The organism is Streptomyces sp. NPDC000134 (assembly GCF_042899225.1).
Classification (GTDB): domain Bacteria; phylum Actinomycetota; class Actinomycetes; order Streptomycetales; family Streptomycetaceae; genus Streptomyces.
The window spans coordinates 170,834-191,982 of sequence record NZ_JBIAZN010000005.1 but is presented as its reverse complement, the minus strand read 5'-3'; the positions used below and the strand labels follow the sequence as shown (position 1 = coordinate 191,982).

Here is a 21,149-nt window from a genome sequence, read left to right as displayed (position 1 = left end):
AGCCGCGGAGTATCCATGTCACGCACGCACCGCACCCGGCTGAGAGCCGGGCTGACGGCGACGGCCCTCCTGTCCGCCGCCGCCCTGCTCCCGACCCCCGCGCACGCCGAGGCGACCGCCGACTACGCCATCACCCTCGACCCGGCGGCGAAGGGCGCCGCGATCGACGACACGATGTACGGCGTCTTCTTCGAGGACATCAACCGCGCGGCCGACGGCGGTCTCTACGCCGAGCTGGTGCAGAACCGGTCCTTCGAGTACTCCACCGCCGACAACGCCTCCTACACCCCGCTGACCTCCTGGACGGCCGACGGCACGGCCGAGGTGCTCGACGACGCCGGGCGGCTCGGCGAACGCAACCGCAACTACCTCTCCCTGGGCGCCGGTTCGTCCGTCACCAACGCCGGCTACAACACCGGCATCCGCGTCGAGCAGGGCAAGCGGTACGACTTCTCGGTCTGGGCCCGCGCCGGGTCCGGCACCACCCTCACCGTCGGCCTGAAGGACGCGGCCGGCCCGCTGGCCACTGCCCGCCAGGTCGCCGCGCGGGGCGAGTGGCGCAAGTACACCGCCGCCTTCACCGCCACCCGCACCAGCAACCGGGGCCGACTCACCGTCGCCAGCACGCACGCGACCGCCCTCGACATGGTGTCCCTCTTCCCGCGCGACACCTACAAGAACCAGCCGGGCGGCCTGCGCAAGGACCTCGCCGAGAAGATCGAGGCCCTGCACCCCGGCTTCGTCCGCTTCCCCGGCGGCTGCCTGGTCAACACCGGCTCCATGGCGGACTACAGCGCGGCCAGTGGCTACCAGCGCAAGCGCGCCTACCAGTGGAAGGACACCGTCGGCCCGGTCGAGGAACGCGCCACCAACGCCAACTTCTGGGGCTACAACCAGAGTTACGGCCTCGGCTACTACGAGTACTTCCGCTTCGCCGAGGACATCGGCGCCATGCCGCTGCCCGTCGTCCCCGCCCTGGTCACCGGCTGCGGCCAGAACAGGGCCGTCGACGACGAGGCGCTGCTGAAGCGGCACATCCAGGACACCCTGGACCTCATCGAGTTCGCCAACGGCCCCGCCACCTCCACCTGGGGCAAGGTCCGCGCCGAAATGGGCCACCCGAAGCCCTTCGGCCTCACCCACCTCGAAGTCGGCAACGAGGAGAACCTCCCCAGGGAGTTCTACGCCCGCTTCGAGAAGTTCCGTGCCGCCATCGAGGCGAAGTACCCGGACATCACCGTCATCTCCAACTCCGGCCCCGACGACTCCGGCACCGTCTTCGACACCGCCTGGCAGCTCAACCGCGAGGGCGGCGTCGACATGGTCGACGAGCACTACTACAACAGCCCCGAGTGGTTCCTCCAGAACAACGACCGCTACGACTCCTACGACCGCCAGGGACCGAAGGTCTTCCTCGGCGAGTACGCCTCCCAGGGCAACGCCTGGAAGAACGGCCTGGCCGAGGCCGCGTACATGACCGGCCTGGAGCGCAACGCGGACGTCGTCGAGCTGGCCTCCTACGCGCCGCTGCTGGCCAACGAGGACTACGTGCAGTGGCGCCCCGACCTGATCTGGTTCAACAACCGGGCGTCCTGGAACTCGGCGAACTACGAGGTCCAGAAGCTGTTCATGAACAACACCGGCGACCGGGTCGTCCCCTCCACGGCCACCACCACCCCCGGGGTCGGCGGCCCCATCACCGGCGCCGTCGGCCTGTCGACCTGGGCGACCAGTGCCGCGTACGACGACGTGAAGGTCACCTCCGCCGACGGTGCCACCCTGCTGAGCGACGACTTCTCCGGCGACGCCTCGCGGTGGACGCACAGCGGCGCCGGCGCCTGGACCGTACAGGACGGGCAGTACGTGCAGACCGACGAGGCCGCCGAGAACACCCTGGTCACGGCCGGTGACCCGGCCTGGAAGGACTACGACCTGCAGGTGAAGGCCACCAAGAGGTCCGGCAAGGAGGGCTTCCTGGTCGCCTTCGGCGTCAAGGACACCGGCAACTACTACTGGTGGAACCTGGGCGGCTGGAACAACACCCAGTCCGCCGTGGAGCGGGCCGCCGACGGCGGCAAGTCGACCCTGCTGTCCAAGGCCGGGTCGATCGAGACGGGCCGCGCCTACGACATCGACATCAAGGTCCGGGGCCGCCAGGTCACCCTCTACCTCGACGGCCAGGAGTGGGGCGCCTTCACCGACGACAAGCCGGCCGAACCGTTCCGCCAGGTCGTCACCGAGGACGCCCGCACCGGCGACCTGATCGTCAAGGTGGTCAACGCCCAGGACACCGTCGCCCGCACCGAGATCGACCTCGGCGGCGCGCGGACCGCCTCCCGGGCCCGGGTCACCACGCTCGCCGCCGACCAGGAGGCGGTGAACACCGAGACGGACGCCCCGGTCACCCCGGTCACGTCCACTTTCTCGGGGGTCGCGCCGACGTTCTCGTACACCTTCCCGGCGAACTCGGTGACCTTCCTGCGGATCAAGCAGCGGTAGGCCCCGCGGCCGGACTCCTCCTGGATGGCGTACGCATCTAGATTGCATAAACGTGCATCGATACGTATAATCATGCCGTCCAGGAGGAGGTTTCCATGGTGGTACGTGTGGCGGTGGCCGGAGCGAGCGGGTACGCGGGCGGAGAGCTGCTGCGTCTGCTGCTGGCCCACCCCGGGGCCCGGATCGGCGCCCTGACCGGCAACTCCAACGCCGGGCAGCGTCTCGGCGCGCTCCAGCCGCACCTGCTGCCGCTGGCCGACCGGGTGCTGGAGCCGACCACCGCCGAGGTGCTCGCCGGGCACGACGTGGTCTTCCTCGCGCTGCCGCACGGGCAGTCCGCCGCCGTCGCCGAGCAGCTCGGACCGGACGTCCTCGTCATCGACATGGGCGCCGACTTCCGGCTGAAGGACCCCGGCGACTGGGAGGCGTTCTACGGCTCCCCGCACGCCGGCACCTGGCCCTACGGACTGCCCGAACTGCCGGGCGCCCGCGACGCGCTGGAGGGGTCCAGGCGCGTCGCGGTGCCCGGTTGCTACCCGACCGCCGTCTCGCTGGCCCTCTTCCCGGCGTACGCGGCCGGCCTCGCCGAGCCCGAGGCGGTGATCGTCGCCTCCTCCGGCACCTCCGGCGCGGGCAAGGCGCCCAAGCCGCACCTGCTGGGCAGCGAGGTCATGGGCTCGATGTCCCCGTACGGCGTCGGCGGCGTCCACCGGCACACCCCCGAGATGATCCAGAACCTCTCCGCGGCGGCCGGCGAGCGGGTCCGCGTCTCCTTCACGCCGACGCTGGCGCCGATGCCCCGGGGCATCCTCGCCACGTGCAGCGCGAAGGCACGCCCCGGTACCACCGCCGAGTCGGTCCGCGCCGCGTACGAGAAGGCGTTCGCCGACGAGCCGTTCGTCCGCCTGCTGCCCGAGGGGCAGTGGCCGGCCACCGCGTCCGTCCACGGTTCCAACGCCGTTCAGATCCAGGTCGCGTACGACGCCGCCGCGGGCCGCATCATCGCCATCAGCGCCATCGACAACCTGACCAAGGGCACCGCGGGCGGTGCCGTCCAGAGCATGAACATCGCCCTGGGCCTGGACGAGACCACCGGACTGACGACGATCGGAGTCGCGCCGTGAGTGTGACGGCAGCCAAGGGATTCACGGCGGCGGGGATCGCCGCCGGGATCAAGGAGAACGGCAACCCCGACCTGGCCCTCGTGGTCAACACCGGCCCCCGCCGCGCCGCCGCGGGCGTCTTCACCTCCAACCGCGTCAAGGCCGCGCCGGTGCTCTGGTCGGAGCAGGTCCTCAAGAGCGGTGAGCTGACCGCGGTGGTCCTCAACTCCGGCGGCGCCAACGCCTGTACGGGTCCCAAGGGCTTCCAGGACACGCACGCCACGGCCGAGAAGGCCGCCGAGGTGCTGGGGATCGGCGCGGGCGAGGTCGCCGTCTGCTCCACCGGGCTGATCGGCGTGCTGCTCCCCATGGACAAGCTGCTGCCCGGCGTGGCGAGCGCCGCCGGCCAGTTGTCGGAGCACGGCGGCGAGAAGGCGGCCATCGCCATCAAGACCACCGACACCGTGCACAAGACGTCCGTCGTGACCGGGGACGGCTGGACGGTGGGCGGCATGGCCAAGGGCGCGGGCATGCTCGCCCCCGGCCTGGCCACCATGCTGGTCGTGCTCACCACCGACGCCGACCTGGACAGTGCGACGCTGGACAAGGCGCTGCGCGCGGCCACCCGGGTCACCTTCGACCGGGTCGACTCCGACGGCTGCATGTCCACCAACGACACCGTGCTGCTCCTCGCCTCCGGCGCCTCCGGGACCACCCCGGAGTACGACGCGTTCGCCGCGGCCGTGCGGGCCGTCTGCGACGACCTCGGGCAGCAGCTCATCCGGGACGCCGAGGGCGCCAGCAAGGACATCAAGGTCGAGGTGGTCAACGCCGCGACCGAGGACGACGCCGTGGAGGTGGGCCGCTCCATCGCCCGCAACAACCTCCTGAAGTGCGCCGTCCACGGCGAGGACCCCAACTGGGGCCGGGTGCTGTCCGCCATCGGCACCACGAAGGCCGCCTTCGAACCGGACCGGCTGGGCGTCGCCATCAACGGCGTGTGGGTCTGCAAGAACGGCGGCGTCGGCGAGGACCGCGACACGGTCGACATGCGCTACCGCGAGGTCCACATCGTCGCCGACCTCGCGGCCGGCACCGAGACCGCCACCATCTGGACCAACGACCTCACCGCCGACTACGTCCACGAGAACAGCGCCTACTCCTCATGAGCACTCCCACGCGGAAGCACACCGCGCTCCCCAAGGCACAGATCCTCATCGAGGCGCTGCCGTGGCTGGTCCGGCACAACGGCAAGACCGTCGTCGTCAAGTTCGGCGGCAACGCCATGATCGACGAGGATCTGAAGGCCGCGTTCGCCCAGGACATCGTGTTCCTGCACCAGGCCGGCCTCAAGCCCGTCGTGGTGCACGGCGGCGGTCCCCAGATCAGCGCCGCCCTCGACCGGCACGGCATCGTCAGCGAGTTCAAGGCGGGCCTGCGCGTCACCACCGAGGACGCCATGGACGTCGTACGGATGGTGCTGGCCGGGCAGGTCCAGCGCGAGCTGGTCGGGCTGCTCAACCAGCACGGACCGCTCGCCGTCGGCCTCACCGGCGAGGACGCGCACACCATCACCGCCGTCAAGCACCGGCCCCAGATAGACGGCGAGCGCGTCGACATCGGCCGGGTCGGCGAGATCACCGACATCGACACCGGCGCCATCGAGGCCCTGCTCGCCGACGGCCGCATCCCGGTCGTCTCCTCGATCGCCCGTTCCCAGGACGACCACCATGTCTACAACGTCAATGCTGATACGGCGGCTGCGGCACTCGCTGCGGCGCTCGGCGCCGAGACTCTCATGGTCCTCACCGACGTCGAGGGCCTCTACGAGGACTGGCCGCACTCCGACGAGGTGATCAGCCGCCTCACCGCTTCCCAACTGGAGAAGCTGCTGCCGGAGCTGAGTTCGGGCATGGTGCCGAAGATGGAGGGCTGTCTGCACGCCGTCCGCAACGGCGTCACCACCGCCCGGGTCATCGACGGCCGGGTCCAGCACTCGATCCTGCTGGAGATCTTCACCGACGAGGGCATCGGCACCATGGTCGTGCCCGACGAGACCGAGGGGGACCAGTCATGACCGCGAACCAGGACCTGACGGCGCGGTGGCAGGGCGTGCTCATGAACAACTACGGCACCCCGAAGCTCCCCCTGGTGCGCGGCGCGGGCGAACGACTCTGGGACGCCGACGGCACCGAGTACCTGGACTTCGTCGGCGGCATCGCGGTCAACGCCCTCGGCCACGCCCACCCGGCGGTCGTCGAGGCGGTGAGCCGGCAGATCGCCGCCCTCGGGCACGTCTCCAACCTCTTCGTCGCCGAGCCGCCCGTCGCCCTCGCCGAGCGGCTCCTGCAGCGCTTCGGCCGGGACGGCAAGGTCTTCTTCTGCAACTCCGGCGCGGAGGCCAACGAGGCCGCGTTCAAGATCGGCCGGCTCACCGGGCGGCCCCACATGGTCGCCACCGAGGGCGGCTTCCACGGCCGCACCATGGGCGCGCTGGCCCTGACCGGGCAGGCCGGCAAGCGCGAGCCGTTCCTGCCGCTGCCGGGGGACGTCACCCATGTGCCGTACGGCGACGCCCAGGCGCTGGCGGCGGCGGTCACCGAGGACACCGCCCTGGTGATCATCGAGCCGATCCAGGGCGAGAAGGGCGTGGTCGTGCCGCCGCCCGGCTATCTGAAGGCGGCCCGCGCGATCACCGCCGCGACGGGAGCGCTGCTGGTCCTGGACGAGGTGCAGACCGGCGTCGGACGGACCGGGCACTGGTTCGAGTACCAGGCCCACGAGGGCGTGCTGCCCGATGTCGTCACCCTCGCCAAGGGCCTCGGCGGCGGACTGCCGCTCGGCGCCACCGTCGCCTTCGGCCGCGCCGCCGACCTGCTCGGGCCCGGCCACCACGGCACCACGTTCGGCGGCAACCCCGTCGCCTGCGCCGCCGGACTCGCCGTCCTGGACACCATCGCCGACGAGGGCCTGCTGGAGAACGTCAAGCGGCAGAGTGCCAGGCTCCGCGACGGCGTCGAGGGGCTCGGCCACCCGCTGGTCGCCCATGTCCGGGGCGCGGGCCTGCTCCTGGGTATCGTGCTCACCGAGCCGCTCGCGCCCCAGGTGCAGCAGGCGGCTCAGGACGCCGGATTCCTCGTGAACGCGCCCGCACCCGATGTCGTACGGCTGATGCCGCCGCTGAACCTCGGCGACGACGCGGTGGACGCGTTCCTCGGGGCGCTGCCCGGCATCCTCGACGAGGCAGGCGGGGACGGACGATCCGGAGAATGAGACGACGATGAGCCAGGCGCAGGACCACGACAGCGCGGCGGCCGGGCCCGCCGTGCCGCAGACCCGCACCGCCCGGCACCGCAGGATCGTGGACATCCTCAACCGGCAGGCGGTCCGCTCCCAGAGCCAACTGGCGAAGCTGCTCGCCGACGACGGGCTGAGCGTCACGCAGGCGACGCTCTCCCGGGACCTGGACGAGCTGAACGCGGTCAAGATCCGGAACAACGACGGGGACCTGATCTACGCGGTGCCCAGCGAGGGGGGGTTCCGGACGCCGCGTGCGCCGCTGGGGGAGTCGGCGAAGGAGGAGCGGATGCGGCGGCTGTCGCAGGAGCTGCTCATCTCGGCCGAGGCGTCCGCGAACCTCGTGGTCCTGCGGACGCCGCCGGGGGCGGCGCAGTTCCTGGCGTCGGCGATCGATCAGGCGGAGCTGCAGGACATCCTCGGGACCATCGCGGGCGACGACACGTTGCTGCTGATCAGCCGGAATCCGACGGGCGGGCAGGCGCTGGCGGACCATCTGCTGCGGTTGGCGCAGAACGGGCACTGACGGGGGCGGCACGGCCGCAGGCGAGCGCGGCGGGCACGGTTCTCCGCCGGGGGACGAGAGCCTCGGCCCACCCGTACGTGCCGCGACCGCGAGCCGCTCAGTACCGCGTGACGGCCGTCGGCCCGCCCGCCGTGCCGATCGCCAGATGCGGCCGGGCCGCCGGGTCGGCCCAGTCGAGGACCCGCCGCATCGCCGACTTCGGCACCGACACGCACCCGGCGGTCGCCCCCGCCCCGTTCACGTGCAGGAAGATGCCCGCGCCGCGCCCCCGCACCGGACGGGCGTAGTTGAACGCCACGACCATGGCGTGCGCGTACTGCCGGCCGTACGCGATCAGGTGCTCGGCCTCCTCGGCGGCGCAGTCGGCGGGGCGGGGCTCGGTCCAGCGGTTGTAGGCCCGGGAGCCGTTGTCCTGGCACCACCAGGAGTCCTCGCGCACCGGCCGGTAGCGGTACGCCGTCCCGCGCGGCGCCTGCTCGACGCCGAAGGCGTACGGCAGGCCGTACAGGCCCGTGGGCGTGGTGTTCGTGCCCTGCCGCCGGGTCCTGCCGTCGGCCAGCCCCCGCGCGCCGAACCGGGCGGGCGCCGAACCGGCCCGCGCCCAGCCCCCGTCCCGGCGGTCCCACCAGGTGACCGTGCCGGCCGTGGAGCCGGTGTCCGGGGCCACGGCGGTGATCAACTGGGTGCCGCCGCCGGTGTCCGCCATCCGCTCCGGCAGGGGTCCCGGCGGCGCGGCGAAGGCCGGCAGCAGGAAGGACGCGGAGACGAGGGCGGCGACGGCACCGGGACGCATGGCTCAGACGGTAGGGCGCGGCAGCGGCGGCGGCAGCCCGGGACGTCCGTCCGGGCCCGACCCGCCCGCCGGACGAAATTGACGAGTCATGCAGAGGTCTGCATAATCATGCAAGGCAGCGTTGGCACGGTGAGGAGCTTCGAGTGAGCAGCAGCGGTGACGTACGACTCTGGGGCGGCCGGTTCGCCGACGGGCCCGCCGAGGCCCTGGCGAAACTGTCCGCGTCCGTCCACTTCGACTGGCGGCTCGCCCCCTACGACATCGCCGGCTCCCGCGCCCACGCGCGTGTGCTGCACCAGGCGGGCCTGCTCACCGACGACGAGCTGACCCGCATGATCGCCGGCCTCGACCGACTGGAGGCCGACGTCGCCGACGGCTCGTTCACCGGCACGGTCGCCGACGAGGACGTGCACACCGCCCTGGAGCGGGGACTGCTGGAGCGGCTCGGCCCCGACCTCGGCGGCAAGCTCCGGGCCGGCCGGTCCCGCAACGACCAGGTGGCGACGCTGTTCCGGATGTACCTGCGGGACCACGCCCGGGTCATCGGCGGTCTGATCGCCGACCTCCAGGACGCCCTGATCGGCCTCGCCGAGGCCCACCCGGACGTGGCGATGCCCGGCCGCACCCACCTCCAGCACGCCCAGCCCGTCCTCTTCGCCCACCACGTCCTCGCCCATGTCCAGGCGCTCTCCCGGGACGCCGAGCGGCTGCGCCAGTGGGACGAGCGGACGGCCGTGTCGCCGTACGGCTCGGGCGCGCTGGCGGGCAGCAGCCTCGGCCTGGACCCGGAGGCGGTCGCCAAGGAGCTGGGCTTCCAGCACGGCAGCGTCGGCAACTCCATCGACGGCACCGCCTCCCGGGACTTCGCCGCCGAGTTCGCCTTCGTCACCGCGATGATCGGGGTGAACGTCTCCCGGATCGCCGAGGAGATCATCATCTGGAACACGAAGGAGTTCTCCTTCGTCACCCTCCACGACGCCTTCTCCACCGGCTCGTCGATCATGCCGCAGAAGAAGAACCCGGACATCGCCGAGCTGGCCCGCGGCAAGTCCGGCCGCCTCATCGGCAACCTGACCGGCCTGATGGCCACCCTCAAGGCCCTGCCGCTCGCGTACAACCGCGACCTCCAGGAGGACAAGGAGCCGGTCTTCGACTCCATCGACCAGTTGGAGGTCCTGCTGCCGGCCTTCACCGGCATGACGGCCACCCTCACCGTGCACCGCGAGCGCCTGGAGGAGCTGGCCCCGGCCGGCTTCTCCCTGGCCACCGACATCGCCGAATGGCTGGTCAAGCAGGGCGTGCCGTTCCGCGTCGCCCACGAGGTGGCCGGCGAGTGCGTCAAGGCCGCCGAGGCGGACGGCAAGGAACTGGCCGACCTCACCGACGACCAGTTCGCCAAGATCTCCCCCCACCTCACCCCCGAGGTCCGCACCGTCCTCGACGTCCCCGGCGCCCTGGCCTCCCGGGACGCGAGGGGCGGCACGGCCCCGAGCGCGGTGGCGGTGCAACTGGCGGAGGTGAAGCGGGACGTGGCCGACCAGCACCTCTGGGCCGGCGCCAAGGGCAAGGCGCGGTAGGGGCGCGGGGCCGCATCGCTCTCCTGCTCCGCCGCGCGGCCGCGAGAGACCACGGCGCCCCCGCACCCGCCGAACCGCCCTCCGGGACGCAGGTCGTCGCGGGTTACGTTGGTCCCAAACGGCCGACCGAACGGACCCGCGATGCCCCTCACCCTCCCCAACCGCCTCGGCTTCGGCCTCGCCGCGGTGGCCCGCCCCGGCTACATCACCCTCGGCCGGGAGGCGGACCTCGGAGCGGACCGCAGCGTCGAGGCGCTGCGCACCCGCACCCACGACCTCCTCGACGCCGCCTACGCGCACGGCGTCCGCTACTTCGACGCCGCCCGCTCCTACGGCCGCTCCGAGGAGTTCCTCGCCGCCTGGCTGGCCGCCCGGCCCGACGCCGGCGACGTGGTCGTCGGCAGCAAGTGGGGCTACACCTACACCGCCGGCTGGACCACCGACGCCGAGCGGCACGAGGTCAAGGACCACGGCCTCGCCACCTACGAACGGCAGCGCGCCGAGACCGACGCCCTGCTCGGCGACCGGCTCGACCTCTACCAGATCCACTCGGTCACCCCCGGCAGCCCGGCCCTCACCGACCGCGAGCTGCACGCCCGGCTCGCCGAGGCCGCCGCCGGGGGCCTCACCGTCGGCTTCTCCACCAGCGGCCCCGCCCAGGCCGACGCCATCCGCGCCGCCCTCGCCGTGACCGTCGGCGGCGAACCCCTCTTCCGTACCGTGCAGTCGACGTACAACGCGCTGGAGACCTCCGCCGGTCCCGCGCTCGCCGAGGCGCACGACGCCGGGCTCACGGTGATCGTCAAGGAGGGCATGGCCAACGGCCGGCTCGCCGGACCGCACGCCCCGGCCGCCCTGCGGGCCGTGGCCGAGGAGACCGGCCTCACCTGCGACGCCGTCGCCCTGGCGCTGATCCTGCGGCAGCCCTGGGCCGGCGTCGTGCTGTCCGGCGCGGCGACCCTCGCCCAGCTCGGCGCCAACCTGCGCGCCGCGACCGTCCGCCTCGACGACGACCGGGCAGCCGCCCTCGCCCCGCTCGCCGAGGAACCCCGCGAGTACTGGGAGCGGCGCGGACGCCTGCCCTGGCACTGAAAAGCCCGCCCGTCCTCGCCGACCGGTGAGTCACTCATGCCCGTGATGAGACATCGACGTCTCATATGGGTTACGCTTGTCTCATGGCTGTCGATCGTGACCACGTGCTGCGCGCCGCCGCGGCCCTGCTGACCCGCAAAGCCACCGCGACCATGGACGAGGTCGCCCGCGCCGCCGGGATCAGCCGGGCCACGCTGCACCGGCAGTTCGCCGGGCGGGACTCCCTCGTCCGCGCCCTGGAGGCCCTCGGCATCGCCGAGTGCGAGGCCGCGCTGGACGCGGCCCGCCCGGACGAGGGACCGGCCGCCGACGCGGTGCGCCGGCTGATCCGCGCGATCGAGCCCTCCGCCGGTCTGCTCGCCTTCCTCTACACGGAGAACCAGCTCTTCGAGGGCGAGCAGCAGAACGAGGGGTGGTTCCGTATCGACGCCCGGCTCGCCGCGCTGTTCCGGCGGGGCCAGGAGAGCGGCGAGTTCCGCATCGACCTGACCCCGGCCTGGCTCACCGAGGCGCTGTACGGCCTGCTGGCCTCCGGCGCCTGGGCGGTGAGCGAGGGCCGCGTGGCCCGCAACGACTTCACCCACATGATCGCCGAGCTGCTGCTCGGCGGCGCCGTCCGGAGAGAGGAACCATGACCAGCACCCTGCGGCCGGCCGACCCGACCGGGGCGGTGAGGCGCCCCGGCCGCTGGCTGGCACTCGCCGTCCTCGTCCTCGCCGTACTGCTGGTGGCCGTCGACGCGACCGTCCTCGGTCTCGCCACCCCGTACATCAGTGAGGACCTGCGGCCCTCGGGCACCCAGTTGCTGTGGATCGGCGACGTGTACTCGTTCGTCATCGCCGGCCTGCTCGTCTCCATGGGCAGCCTCGGCGACCGCATCGGCCGCAAACGCATCCTGCTGCTGGGCGCCACGGCGTTCGGCGCGGTCTCCGTGCTCAACGCCTACGCGACCAGCCCCGAGCTGCTGATCCTGGCCCGAGCCCTGCTCGGCGTCGCCGGTGCCACCCTGATGCCGGCCACCCTGGCTCTGATCCGCAACCTCTTCCACGACCCGCGCGAGCGCAGCCTCGCCGTCGGCATCTGGGGCGCCACCGCCTCCGCCGGCACCGCGGTCGGCCCGATCGTGGGCGGCTTCCTCCTGGAGCACTTCTGGTGGGGCTCGGTCTTCCTGATCAACCTGCCCGTGATGGCCGTGCTGGTCCTGGTCGGCATCAGGACGCTGCCGGAGTCCCGCGACCCCAGCCCCGGTCCCTGGGACCTGACCAGCGTGGTGCTGTCCCTGGCCGGCCTGGTCGGCATCGTGTACGCCGTCAAGGAGACGGCCGCGCACGGCTTGGCGTGGGCCACGCTCGCCGCGGGCCTGCTCGGCGCCGCCGCGCTGTACGGGTTCGTCCGGCGCCAGTTGACCCTGCCGGCCCCGCTGCTCGACATGCGGCTGTTCCGCAGCCGGGGCTTCAGCGGGGCGGTGCTGGCCGACCTGATGACCGTCCTCGGCCTGTCCGGGCTGGTCTTCTTCCTCTCGCAGTACCTGCAACTGGTGCAGGGCAGGCGGCCGTTCGAGGCGGGTCTGGCCGAACTGCCCGCCGCGATCGGCGCGGTGGCGGCCGGTCTGATCGCCGGACGCGCGGCCCGCCGGTTCTCGGTGCGCTCCGTCGTCTCCGGCGGGCTCGCCGCCGTGGGGCTGGCCCTCGCCGGGCTCACCGTCCTCGGGCAGTCCACCGGCTACCCGCTGCTCGGCACCGCCCTGCTGGTCGTGGGCGTCGGCGCCGGGTTCTCGTTCACCGTCACCGCCGACGTGATCCTCTCCAGCGTCCCCAAGGAGCAGGCCGGCGCCGCCTCCGCGGTCTCCGAGACGGCGTACGAACTCGGCGCCGCCCTCGGCATCGCCCTGCTCGGCTCCGTGGTGACCGGCGTCTACCGGGGCTTCACCGGCCCGCCCGGCACCCCCGACGCGGCCCACGAGTCGCTCGGCGGCGCCGTGGAGAGCGCCGCCCACCTGCCCGCCGGCACCGCCTCGGCACTGCTGGACGCCGCCCGGCAGTCCTTCGTCGACGGGCTGACGCTCGCCGCGGGCGTCGGCGCGGCGATACTCCTGGCCGCCGCGGTCGCCGCCTGGTTCCTGCTGCGCGGCCAGAAGCTGGAGGACACGACCGGGTGAAGCCGGTGTACGACGACGGCGGGCCGCTCCCCGGAGCGGCCCGCCGTTCGTCATCCCCGCCGCGGTTTACGCGGCCTTCTTCGCCTTCGTCGCGTACATGTCCACGTACTCCTGGCCGGAGAGCAGCATGACCTCGGTCATCACCGAGTCGGTCACCGCCCGCAGCACGTACCGGTCGCGGTCCATGCCCTCGTACCGGGAGAATTCCATCGGCTCGCCGAAGCGGACCGTGACCCGGCCCGGCCGCGGGATGCCCTTGCCGCCCGGCTGGAGCTTGTCGGTGCCGATCATCGCGAACGGCACCACCGGCGCGCCCGTCATCAGGGTGAGCCGGGCGATGCCGGTGCGGCCCCGGTACAGCCGGCCGTCGGGGGAGCGGGTGCCCTCGGGGTAGATCCCGAAGATCCGGCCCTCCTCCAGGACGCGGCGGCCGGTCATCAGCGCCGCGACCCCGCCGTTGGCCCCGTCCCGGTCGACCGGGATCATGCCGACGCCGGTGAAGAACCAGGCCATCAGCCGGCCCTTGAGGCCCTTGCCGGTGACGTACTCGTCCTTGCCGATGAAGACCACCTGCCGCTTGGTCACCAGCGGCAGCACGACCGAGTCGATGAACGTCAGATGATTGCCGGCCAGGATCACCGGGCCGTCGCCCGGGATGTGCTCCGCGCCCTCCACCTGTGGGCGGAACATCAGGCGCATGATCGGACCGAGCACTGCCTTGATGAGCGCGAAGCGGGACAACGGGCCCTCCGGTACGGGAAGTGTCTGGGGAAGCGGTATGAGTCTGTGCAGGTGAGGACATTACTCGCGGCGCGGGGGGTCGCGCACGTCGGGTTCGCCGGACCTTACGCCGTGTTGACGTGGGTTCACCTGGGACGGAGCCGCGTAGCGTCCCGGAAACCCGCCCGGAACGATGTGAGGCAGGTCGCGTCCGGCGAGGCCCCGCGGACGCCCTGCGGCACCGGCCGCCGACCGGGTACCCGGGCCGCGCCGGGCCAAGCCGACGGACGGTCAGTTCCCGCCCCGCACACGACATCCACCGTCACCCCCCTGTTCGGTCCGGAGCCTCCCGTCCGTCATGTCCGCGCCCCTACGATCGGCCCGCATCCGATCAGGCGACGGCGAAGGGGCGCTCATGGGAACGCAGGAGTCGAACGAGCGGGCGGACGGCACCGGACGGCGGGCGCTGCTCGGCGCCGCGGTGCTCGGCGCGGGCGGCGCGGTACTGGGCCTGTCCGGCACGGCGGCGGCCACCGGCCACGGCCACGGCGGCGGCAAGGGACTCAAGGGCCTCCCGGTCCCGACGATCATCGGACACCGCGGCGCCAGCGGCTACCGCCCCGAGCACACCCTCGGCTCCTACCAACTCGCCCTCGACCTGGGTGCCGACATCGTCGAGGCCGGCGACCTCGTCCCGACCAAGGACGGCCACCTGGTCTGCCGGCACGAGCCGGAGATCGGCGGCACCACGGACGTCGCCGCCCGTCCCGAGTTCGCCGGCCGCAAGCGCACCAAGGTGCTGGACGGCGTCTCCACCACCGGCTGGTTCACCGAGGACTTCACCCTCGCCGAGCTGAAGACGCTCCGCGCCACCGAGCGCATCCCCGCCAACCGCCCCCGCAACACCCTCTACGACGGCCGCTGGGAGATCCCCACCTTCGAGGAGGTCCTGCACTGGCAGGACGAGCAGACCCGCAAGCGCGGCAAGCAGGTCTGGATCTACCCCGAGCTGAAGCACCCCACCTACTTCCGCGGCCTCGGCCTGCCCACCGAGGAACGCCTCGCCAAGCTGCTGCGCAAGCACGGCAAGGACCGGAGGAACTCGCCGGTCGTCATCCAGTCCTTCGAGCCCACCAGCATCCGGCGGATGAGCGGGCTGGTCGGCAACCCGCTCGCCGTGCTGCTCTCCGGCGCCACCACCCGCCCCTGGGACTTCGTCGCGGGCGGCGACCCCCGCACCACCGCCGACCTCATCACGCCCGCGGGCCTGAAGGAGATCGCCTCCTACGCCCAGGGCATCGGCCCCACCCTGGACCTGATCATCCCGCGCGACGCCGCCGGCCGCCTCGCCGAGCCGACCACCCTGGTCCGCGACGCCCACCGCGCGGGCCTGATCCTGCACCCCTACACCCTGCGCAACGAGAACCCCTTCCTGCCCGCCGAGTTCCGCCGGGGCACCGACGCGGACGGCTACGGCGACGTCTTCGGCGCCTACCGGGCGTACTTCGCCACCGGCATCGACGGGATCTTCACCGACCAGCCCGACACCGGCCTGCTGGCCCGCGAGGACTTCGTCAACAACTGAGCGGCACACCCCCCGGTAGGGGGACCTTCGACCGCCCGGGGCAACCCGCCCCAGGGCGGTCGCGTCGTGCTGCATATGACGGACGACCTGCTTATCACCCTGCGCCCGCTGCTCACCGCCGAGGCCACGGCCGAGGCATATGCGATCGGAACCGAGCCGGGCGACCTGGAGCAGGCCGTCTGGCTCCGCCTCCTGGAACGCCTGGAGGCCGACGGCCCGCCCCGCGACCCGCACCGCTGGCTGCGCAGCGTCGTGCGCACCGAGGCCCGCCGCACCCGCCGCACCGCCCGGCACGAACGACCGTACGAGAGCGGGGCCGAGCCCGCCGACACCGACGACCGCATTCCGGAACAGCTCGTCCTCACCGCCGCCCGGCACCGGGCGCTGCACGAGGCGGTCCGCAAACTGCCCGGCCGCTGCCCCCGGCTGATGGAGGCGCTGCTGTCGCCGGAGGACTTGACATACCGGGAAATCGCGGGGGAGTTGGGTATCTCACAGGGCAGTCTTGGACCGGAACGTTCCAGATGCCTGGGATGTCTGCGCCGATTGCTGACGCCGGAGGTTGCGGCTCGCTGAGGACGGGGATAGGAGTGAGGGACCACAGGAGATCAGGTGAGCGGGAGGCATGCGCACATGGGCATGAGCGTGACCATCGCGGCGGCGACCGAACGGGACGCCGAGCAGATCTTCCGGTTGCAGTACCTCTGCTTCCAGAGCGAGGCCGCACTGTACGGCAACTACCGCATCGACCCGCTCGTCCAGACCCTCGACTCCGTGCGCGAGGAGGTCGCCGGGGACTGCGTCTTCGTGGCGCGGCTCGGCGACGAGGTGGTCGGATCGGTGCGCGGCCGGATCACCGAGGAGGGCGCCGCCGCCATCGGCAAGCTCTGCGTCCACCCCCGGCTCCAGGGCCACGGCATCGGCGCCCGGCTGCTGAGGGCGGCCGAGGCGGCCCTCGCCGAGGAGCGCGGCGCCACCCGCTTCCGGCTGCACACCGGCCACCGCAGCGAGGGCAACCTGCGGCTGTACCGCCGGGTCGGCTACGAGCGGGTCGGCATCCAGGAGGGCGCCGACGGCGTACCGATGATCGTGCTGGAGAAGCAGGCCGGGGCGTACGTCAAGACGGCCTGAGCCTCAGACCGCGGCAGCCTGCTGCCGGGACCCGCGCAGCCAGTACAGCGCGGAGACCGGCAGCAGGACCGGGATGAAGAGATAGCCCATCCCGTAGTCCGACCACACGGTCGCGTCCGGGAAGGCGGACGGCTCGATGAGCGTCCAGGTGCCCACGACCAGCACCCCCGCCAGCTCCGCCGCGCAGCACAACCGCGCCGCCCGGCGGGCCGTCTCCCCGCCGCGCACCAGCGTGTACGTGATGAAGCCGTAGACCACGCCGGCCAGCGCCGACAGCGCGTACGCGAGCGGCGCCCGGTCGAACTCGGTGGCGATCTGGTACGCCGAGCGCGACACCGCGCCGACGACCATCACCCCGTACAGCCACACCAGCAGGATGCCGGGGCCGGCGATCAGCCGGGTCCTCGGTGTCTTCTCCTCGGTCACCGCCACCTCAGCCTCCCCAGATGTCGTACAGCCGCACCTGGAGGACGGCGAGGACGACGCCGCCGGCCGCCACCGTCACCGAGCCCCAGCGGGTGCGTTCGGCCAGCGACATGAACCCCGCCGCCGGGACGCAGGCGAAGGCCCCCAGCAGATACGCCACGAAGATCGTCGTACCCTGCTCCGGGTCCTGCCCCTGCGCGAGCTCGACGACGCCGATCACCAACTGCGCCAGCGCCAGCACCGTCACCACGGCCATGCCGATGAAGTGCCAGTCCTTGGTCGGCTGGCTCCGGTACGCGGCCCAGCCGCACCAGGCGGCGAGCAGCAGCGCGGCGACCGCGGTCACCAGCGTCAGGACGTCAAGCATGGCAGTGACCTTATTACGGCGGAAATGGCCCGGTGCGGCCGACCCCGGCGTACGCCGTAGGGTCGGGGGCATGAAGATCCGCGCCACCGCCCTCCTGTTCGACAACGACGGCACCCTCGTCTCCTCCCTGGAGTCCGTCGACCGCTGCTGGTCGCGGTGGGCCGGGGAGTACGGGATCACCGCGGAGGAGTTCGGGAAGGTCGAGCTGCACGGCCGCCCGGCCGCCGAGATAGCCGCCGACCTGCTGCCCGCCGAGGTCGTGCCCGAGGCGGTCGCGCGCATCGAGGACCTCGAGGTCGAGGACGTGCCCAACGGGGGCGTGCGCCTGCTGCCCGGCACCCGCGCCCTGCTCGACGCGCTGCCCGCCGACCGCTGGGCCGTCGTCACCTCCGCCACCCGGCGCCTGGCCGAGGCCCGGCTGGCCGCCGTCGGCATCCTGCCCAAGACCCTGATCGCCGCCGACGACATCACCCGCGGCAAGCCCGACCCCGAGCCCTACCTGCTGGGCGCCCGCGCCCTGGGCGTCGACCCGGCCGACTGCGTCGTCTTCGAGGACGCCCCCGCCGGACTGCGCTCCGGGCGGGCCGCCGGCATGAGGACCGTGGCGTTGGCCACAACCCACCGGGCCGCCGGACTCGACGCCGACCTGGTGGTCGAGGACCTCTCCGCCCTGTCCGTACAGGTCACCGACGAGGGAGTGGAGATCGCCCCGCGGGGCTGACCCGGCACCCCGCCGTTCCCCGGCCGTCCCACCCCTGTCCAGAATGCGGACAGCGGCGTCCGGTCCGGACCATACGTCTGCTTTACTGAACGCATGACCACGACGAGCGTACGCACCCCTGCGACCGAGGCGACCCCGACGCCCGGTGCTCGTTGTCTGTGTATGCGTCGAATGTGCGCCTGCTAGAGGGCCCCCGCACCATCTGAGCCTCGCGCCCCGAAGCGAGAGCCGGCTCCCGAGCCCTCGCGGCGAGAGGGCCACCGCCCCGCGCACACGCTTCTCCCCGGTCACCTCGCCACCGCGAGAACCGTGCCGCGTCCTGACCGAATGCACCCGTGCCGGGCAGACCTGCGCCCGCGCACTCGACAGTGACGGAAACACAGTGATCACCACCTCGGGCCTCACCAAGGTCTACCGCTCACGCGGCCGCGAGGTCACCGCCCTCGACGGGGTCGACCTGCACGTCCGCGAAGGCGAGGTCTACGGCGTCATCGGCCAGTCCGGCGCCGGCAAGTCCTCGCTCATCCGCTGCATCAACCTCCTGGAGCGTCCCACCTCCGGCACGGTCACCGTCGCCGGACAGGACCTCACCGCGCTGGCCGGCCGCGGGCCCCGGGCCGGCCGGGAACTGCGGCAGGCGCGCAGCCGCATCGGCATGGTCTTCCAGCACTTCAACCTGCTCTCCACCCGGACCGTGCAGGACAACGTCGAACTGCCGCTGGAGATCCTCGGCACCTCCGGCGGGGAGCGGTCCCGCAAGGCGCTGGAACTGCTCGACCTGGTCGGCCTCGCCGACAAGGCCAAGGCGTACCCGGCCCAGTTGTCCGGCGGCCAGAAGCAGCGGGTCGGCATCGCCCGCGCCCTGGCCGGCGACCCCAAGGTGCTGCTCTCCGACGAGGCCACCAGCGCCCTGGACCCGGAGACCACCCGCTCCATCCTGCAGTTGCTGCGCGACCTCAACCGGCAGCTCGGCCTGACCGTGCTGCTCATCACGCACGAGATGGACGTCGTCAAGAGCATCTGCGACTCGGCCGCCCTGATGGACTCCGGCCGCATCGTGGAGTCCGGCACCGTCAGCGAACTGCTCGCCACCCCGGGCTCCGAACTGGCCGCCGCCCTGTTCCCGGTCACCGGCGACCCCTCGGCCGAGGACCGCACCGTCCTCGACGTCACCTTCCACGGCGAGGCCGCCACCCAGCCGGTCATCTCCCAACTGTCCCGTACCTACAACATCGACATATCGATCCTCGGCGCCGCCATCGACACCGTCGGCGGCCTCCAGGTCGGCCGGATGCGCATCGAACTGCCCGGCCGCTACGAGGACAACGTCGTGCCGGTCGGCTTCCTGCGCGAGCAGGGACTGCAGATCGACGTGGTGAACGAGGACGGCCCGGAACTCGTGAAGGAAGGTGCCCGGTGACCTGGTCCGAGATGCAGCCCCTGCTGGAGCAGGCGTGTACCGAGACGCTGATCATGGTCGGCTGGTCCACCCTGATCGCCGTCGTCGGCGGCCTGCCCATCGGCGTCCTGCTGGTCCTCACCGACACGGGCGGCCTGCTGCAGAACACCGTGGTCAACAAGGTGCTCGGGCAGATCGTGAACATCGCCCGCTCGATGCCGTTCATCATCCTCATGGTCGCGCTGATGAACTTCACCCGCTGGATCACCGGCACCACCATCGGCTCCACCGCCGCGATCGTGCCGCTCGCCATCGGCGGCATCCCCTTCTTCGCGCGCCTGGTCGAGACGGCGGTGCGCGAGGTCGACGGCGGCCTGGTCGAGGCCGTGCAGGCGATGGGCGGCAACACCTGGACCATCGTCCGCAAGGTCCTCGTCCCCGAGGCGCTGCCGTCCCTGATCGCCTCCACCACGACCACGGTCATCGCCCTCATCGGCTACTCCGCCATGGCCGGCACGGTCGGCGGCGGCGGCCTCGGCGACCTCGCGGTCCGCTACGGCTACAACCGCTTCGAGACCGGCCTGATGTGGGTCACCGTCGCGATCCTCGCCGTGGTCATCTCCCTCATCCAGTTCGCCGGCGACTTCGCCGCCCGCGCCCTGTACCGGCGCGGCGGACGCTCCGGAGCCGCGCCCCGGCTCCGGCTGCTCAAGGCCAAGGAGCCCGCCGCGGCCGACGTCGGCAAGATCGCGTAACCGCCCCCGGACTCTCCCGTAACCCCCCAGACTCCCCCGTAACACCCGAGACGGGGTCGCACCACCCATTCAGGAAAGGCACTTTTCGTGCGTAACACCGCCAAGATCACCACCGCCGTCCTCGCCGCCGGAGCCCTCACCCTCGGGCTCAGCGCCTGCGGCTCGGACAAGGACGCCGCCTCCGACACCTCCGGCCCGCTGGTCGTCGCCGCGACGCCCGTGCCGCACGCCGAGATCCTCACCTACGTCAAGGACAACCTGGCGAAGAAGGAGGGCCTCGACCTGGAGGTCAAGGAGTTCACCGACTACGTCACGCCGAACACGGCGACCGAGGACGGCTCGGTGGGCGCCAACTACTTCCAGACCGAGCCGTACCTCGAGGACTTCAACAAGAAGAACGGCACCCACCTGAAGTCCGTCGCCTCGGTGCACCTGGAGCCCCTCGGCCTCTACAGCAACAAGGCCGACAAGGCGGAGGACCTGAAGAACGGTGCGACCGTCGCCGTCCCCAACGACAGCGTCACCGAGGCCCGCGCCCTGCAGTTGCTCGCCGCAGGCGGGCTGATCACCCTCAAGGACGGCGTCGGCACCGCGGCCACCACCGCCGACATCACCAAGAACCCCAAGAACCTCAAGTTCAAGGAGTTGGAGGCGGCCCAGACCCCGCGCTCCCTGAACGACGTCGACGCGGCGGTCATCAACGGCAACTACGCCCTCGAAGCCGACCTCAAGCCCGCCGACGACGCCCTGGTCCTGGAGTCCGCGGAGAACAACCCGAACGTCAACCTCCTCGTCGTCAAGGAGGGCCAGGAGGACGACCCGCGCGTCAAGAAGCTCGCCAAGCTCCTGACCTCCCCCGAGGTGAAGAAGTTCATCGAGGACAAGTACGCCGGCTCCGTGATCCCCTCCTTCTGATCACCCCGCCCGCCGCCCCCGGGGTCCGCTCCCGACCGGAGCGGACCCCGTGGTGCGGTTCGGGGCCGCCATGCTGCATGCTGGG

At 72.1% G+C, this 21,149-nt stretch carries 21 protein-coding genes; 17 read left to right on the top strand and 4 right to left on the bottom strand.

Going from position 1 to position 21,149, the window contains the following annotated elements:
* Window positions 1-15: 15 nt before the first annotated feature.
* From ACFY32_RS09720 to ACFY32_RS09695, 6 genes are all read left to right on the top strand, one after another.
* Window positions 16-2,499, top strand: coding sequence for an alpha-L-arabinofuranosidase C-terminal domain-containing protein (locus ACFY32_RS09720; protein WP_390673832.1), 2,484 nt, complete (start codon window positions 16-18; stop codon window positions 2,497-2,499).
* Between the two features lie 95 nt (window positions 2,500-2,594).
* A complete protein-coding gene (gene argC / locus ACFY32_RS09715; protein ID WP_390673831.1) occupies window positions 2,595-3,623 on the top strand; it encodes an N-acetyl-gamma-glutamyl-phosphate reductase in 1,029 nt (342 codons plus the stop codon).
* Window positions 3,620-4,771 (top strand): bifunctional glutamate N-acetyltransferase/amino-acid acetyltransferase ArgJ, encoded by a 1,152-nt coding sequence (gene argJ, locus ACFY32_RS09710; protein ID WP_359194349.1) that lies wholly within the window; start codon window positions 3,620-3,622, stop codon window positions 4,769-4,771. Before argC ends, argJ begins: the two co-directional genes overlap by 4 nt.
* Window positions 4,768-5,679 (top strand): acetylglutamate kinase, encoded by a 912-nt coding sequence (argB, locus tag ACFY32_RS09705; protein WP_359194346.1) that lies wholly within the window; start codon window positions 4,768-4,770, stop codon window positions 5,677-5,679. Before argJ ends, argB begins: the two co-directional genes overlap by 4 nt.
* Window positions 5,676-6,875, top strand: a complete 1,200-nt coding sequence (locus tag ACFY32_RS09700; RefSeq protein ID WP_359194343.1) for an acetylornithine transaminase — start codon at window positions 5,676-5,678, stop codon at window positions 6,873-6,875. Before argB ends, ACFY32_RS09700 begins: the two co-directional genes overlap by 4 nt.
* 7 nt (window positions 6,876-6,882) lie before the next feature.
* Window positions 6,883-7,425, top strand: a complete 543-nt coding sequence (locus ACFY32_RS09695; RefSeq protein ID WP_359194341.1) for an arginine repressor — start codon at window positions 6,883-6,885, stop codon at window positions 7,423-7,425.
* Between the two features lie 97 nt (window positions 7,426-7,522).
* On the opposite strand, the gene ACFY32_RS09690 is transcribed toward ACFY32_RS09695, so the two are convergent.
* The gene (locus tag ACFY32_RS09690) at window positions 7,523-8,218 is read right to left on the bottom strand and encodes a L,D-transpeptidase family protein (RefSeq protein WP_359194339.1); all 696 of its coding nucleotides are present in this window, start codon (window positions 8,216-8,218) and stop codon (window positions 7,523-7,525) included.
* 143 nt (window positions 8,219-8,361) lie between these two features.
* Here ACFY32_RS09690 and argH point away from each other — a divergent pair, with 143 nt between their 5' ends.
* From argH to ACFY32_RS09670, 4 genes are all read left to right on the top strand, one after another.
* Window positions 8,362-9,795: an argininosuccinate lyase gene (gene argH / locus ACFY32_RS09685; protein WP_390673830.1), complete on the top strand. Its 1,434-nt coding sequence runs from the start codon at window positions 8,362-8,364 to the stop codon at window positions 9,793-9,795.
* A gap of 141 nt (window positions 9,796-9,936) precedes the next feature.
* The gene (locus ACFY32_RS09680) at window positions 9,937-10,887 is read left to right on the top strand and encodes an aldo/keto reductase (RefSeq protein WP_359194334.1); all 951 of its coding nucleotides are present in this window, start codon (window positions 9,937-9,939) and stop codon (window positions 10,885-10,887) included.
* 83 nt (window positions 10,888-10,970) lie between these two features.
* On the top strand, window positions 10,971-11,522 hold the full coding sequence (locus tag ACFY32_RS09675) for a TetR/AcrR family transcriptional regulator (RefSeq protein ID WP_390673829.1): 552 nt from the start codon (window positions 10,971-10,973) through the stop codon (window positions 11,520-11,522).
* Entirely contained in the window at window positions 11,519-13,045 is a 1,527-nt protein-coding gene (locus ACFY32_RS09670) for an MFS transporter (protein WP_390673828.1), read from the top strand. The genes ACFY32_RS09675 and ACFY32_RS09670 overlap by 4 nt, the downstream gene beginning before the upstream one ends.
* A gap of 66 nt (window positions 13,046-13,111) precedes the next feature.
* On the opposite strand, the gene ACFY32_RS09665 is transcribed toward ACFY32_RS09670, so the two are convergent.
* Complete coding sequence (locus tag ACFY32_RS09665; protein WP_359194327.1) at window positions 13,112-13,786, bottom strand: lysophospholipid acyltransferase family protein; 675 nt, start codon at window positions 13,784-13,786, stop codon at window positions 13,112-13,114.
* Between the two features lie 394 nt (window positions 13,787-14,180).
* On the opposite strand from ACFY32_RS09665, the gene ACFY32_RS09660 reads away from it, so the two are divergent.
* The 3 genes from ACFY32_RS09660 to ACFY32_RS09650 all read left to right on the top strand — a co-directional run bounded on the left by ACFY32_RS09660 (window position 14,181) and on the right by ACFY32_RS09650 (window position 16,481).
* A complete protein-coding gene (locus ACFY32_RS09660) occupies window positions 14,181-15,350 on the top strand; it encodes a glycerophosphodiester phosphodiesterase (RefSeq protein ID WP_359194324.1) in 1,170 nt (389 codons plus the stop codon).
* Window positions 15,351-15,425: 75 nt separating this feature from the next.
* On the top strand, window positions 15,426-15,926 hold the full coding sequence (locus tag ACFY32_RS09655) for a sigma-70 family RNA polymerase sigma factor (protein ID WP_359194321.1): 501 nt from the start codon (window positions 15,426-15,428) through the stop codon (window positions 15,924-15,926).
* Between the two features lie 57 nt (window positions 15,927-15,983).
* The gene (locus tag ACFY32_RS09650; protein ID WP_359194430.1) at window positions 15,984-16,481 is read left to right on the top strand and encodes a GNAT family N-acetyltransferase; all 498 of its coding nucleotides are present in this window, start codon (window positions 15,984-15,986) and stop codon (window positions 16,479-16,481) included.
* A gap of 3 nt (window positions 16,482-16,484) precedes the next feature.
* Here ACFY32_RS09650 and ACFY32_RS09645 read toward each other — a convergent pair whose 3' ends face one another.
* Window positions 16,485-16,913 carry a hypothetical protein gene (locus ACFY32_RS09645; RefSeq protein WP_390673827.1) on the bottom strand — a complete coding sequence of 143 codons (429 nt, stop codon included), beginning with the start codon at window positions 16,911-16,913 and terminating at the stop codon, window positions 16,485-16,487.
* A 1-nt stretch (window position 16,914) separates the two neighbouring features.
* Window positions 16,915-17,274 carry a hypothetical protein gene (locus tag ACFY32_RS09640; RefSeq protein ID WP_359194316.1) on the bottom strand — a complete coding sequence of 120 codons (360 nt, stop codon included), beginning with the start codon at window positions 17,272-17,274 and terminating at the stop codon, window positions 16,915-16,917.
* A gap of 70 nt (window positions 17,275-17,344) precedes the next feature.
* Between ACFY32_RS09640 and ACFY32_RS09635 the strand changes: the two genes are divergently transcribed.
* The 4 genes from ACFY32_RS09635 (at window position 17,345) to ACFY32_RS09620 (ending at window position 21,064) form a co-directional block, all read left to right on the top strand.
* The gene (locus ACFY32_RS09635) at window positions 17,345-17,995 is read left to right on the top strand and encodes an HAD family hydrolase (RefSeq protein WP_359194313.1); all 651 of its coding nucleotides are present in this window, start codon (window positions 17,345-17,347) and stop codon (window positions 17,993-17,995) included.
* 382 nt (window positions 17,996-18,377) lie between these two features.
* Window positions 18,378-19,415, top strand: coding sequence for an ATP-binding cassette domain-containing protein (locus ACFY32_RS09630; RefSeq protein WP_359194310.1), 1,038 nt, complete (start codon window positions 18,378-18,380; stop codon window positions 19,413-19,415).
* Window positions 19,412-20,149, top strand: a complete 738-nt coding sequence (locus ACFY32_RS09625) for a methionine ABC transporter permease (RefSeq protein ID WP_359194307.1) — start codon at window positions 19,412-19,414, stop codon at window positions 20,147-20,149. Before ACFY32_RS09630 ends, ACFY32_RS09625 begins: the two co-directional genes overlap by 4 nt.
* Window positions 20,150-20,236: 87 nt before the next feature.
* Window positions 20,237-21,064, top strand: a complete 828-nt coding sequence (locus ACFY32_RS09620; protein ID WP_390673826.1) for a MetQ/NlpA family ABC transporter substrate-binding protein — start codon at window positions 20,237-20,239, stop codon at window positions 21,062-21,064.
* Window positions 21,065-21,149: the final 85 nt, after the last annotated feature.

Coding starts and splice junctions, on each gene's coding strand:
- ACFY32_RS09695 (WP_359194341.1), top strand. CDS start 6,883: ATGAGCCAGGCGCAGGACCACGACAGCGCGGCGGCCGGGCCCGCCGTG.
- ACFY32_RS09720 (WP_390673832.1), top strand. CDS start 16: ATGTCACGCACGCACCGCACCCGGCTGAGAGCCGGGCTGACGGCGACG.
- ACFY32_RS09700 (WP_359194343.1), top strand. CDS start 5,676: ATGACCGCGAACCAGGACCTGACGGCGCGGTGGCAGGGCGTGCTCATG.
- ACFY32_RS09680 (WP_359194334.1), top strand. CDS start 9,937: ATGCCCCTCACCCTCCCCAACCGCCTCGGCTTCGGCCTCGCCGCGGTG.
- ACFY32_RS09650 (WP_359194430.1), top strand. CDS start 15,984: ATGGGCATGAGCGTGACCATCGCGGCGGCGACCGAACGGGACGCCGAG.
- ACFY32_RS09675 (WP_390673829.1), top strand. CDS start 10,971: ATGGCTGTCGATCGTGACCACGTGCTGCGCGCCGCCGCGGCCCTGCTG.
- ACFY32_RS09640 (WP_359194316.1), bottom strand. CDS start 17,274: ATGCTTGACGTCCTGACGCTGGTGACCGCGGTCGCCGCGCTGCTGCTC.
- argC (WP_390673831.1), top strand. CDS start 2,595: ATGGTGGTACGTGTGGCGGTGGCCGGAGCGAGCGGGTACGCGGGCGGA.
- ACFY32_RS09690 (WP_359194339.1), bottom strand. CDS start 8,218: ATGCGTCCCGGTGCCGTCGCCGCCCTCGTCTCCGCGTCCTTCCTGCTG.
- ACFY32_RS09635 (WP_359194313.1), top strand. CDS start 17,345: ATGAAGATCCGCGCCACCGCCCTCCTGTTCGACAACGACGGCACCCTC.
- ACFY32_RS09670 (WP_390673828.1), top strand. CDS start 11,519: ATGACCAGCACCCTGCGGCCGGCCGACCCGACCGGGGCGGTGAGGCGC.
- ACFY32_RS09655 (WP_359194321.1), top strand. CDS start 15,426: ATGACGGACGACCTGCTTATCACCCTGCGCCCGCTGCTCACCGCCGAG.
- argB (WP_359194346.1), top strand. CDS start 4,768: ATGAGCACTCCCACGCGGAAGCACACCGCGCTCCCCAAGGCACAGATC.
- ACFY32_RS09660 (WP_359194324.1), top strand. CDS start 14,181: ATGGGAACGCAGGAGTCGAACGAGCGGGCGGACGGCACCGGACGGCGG.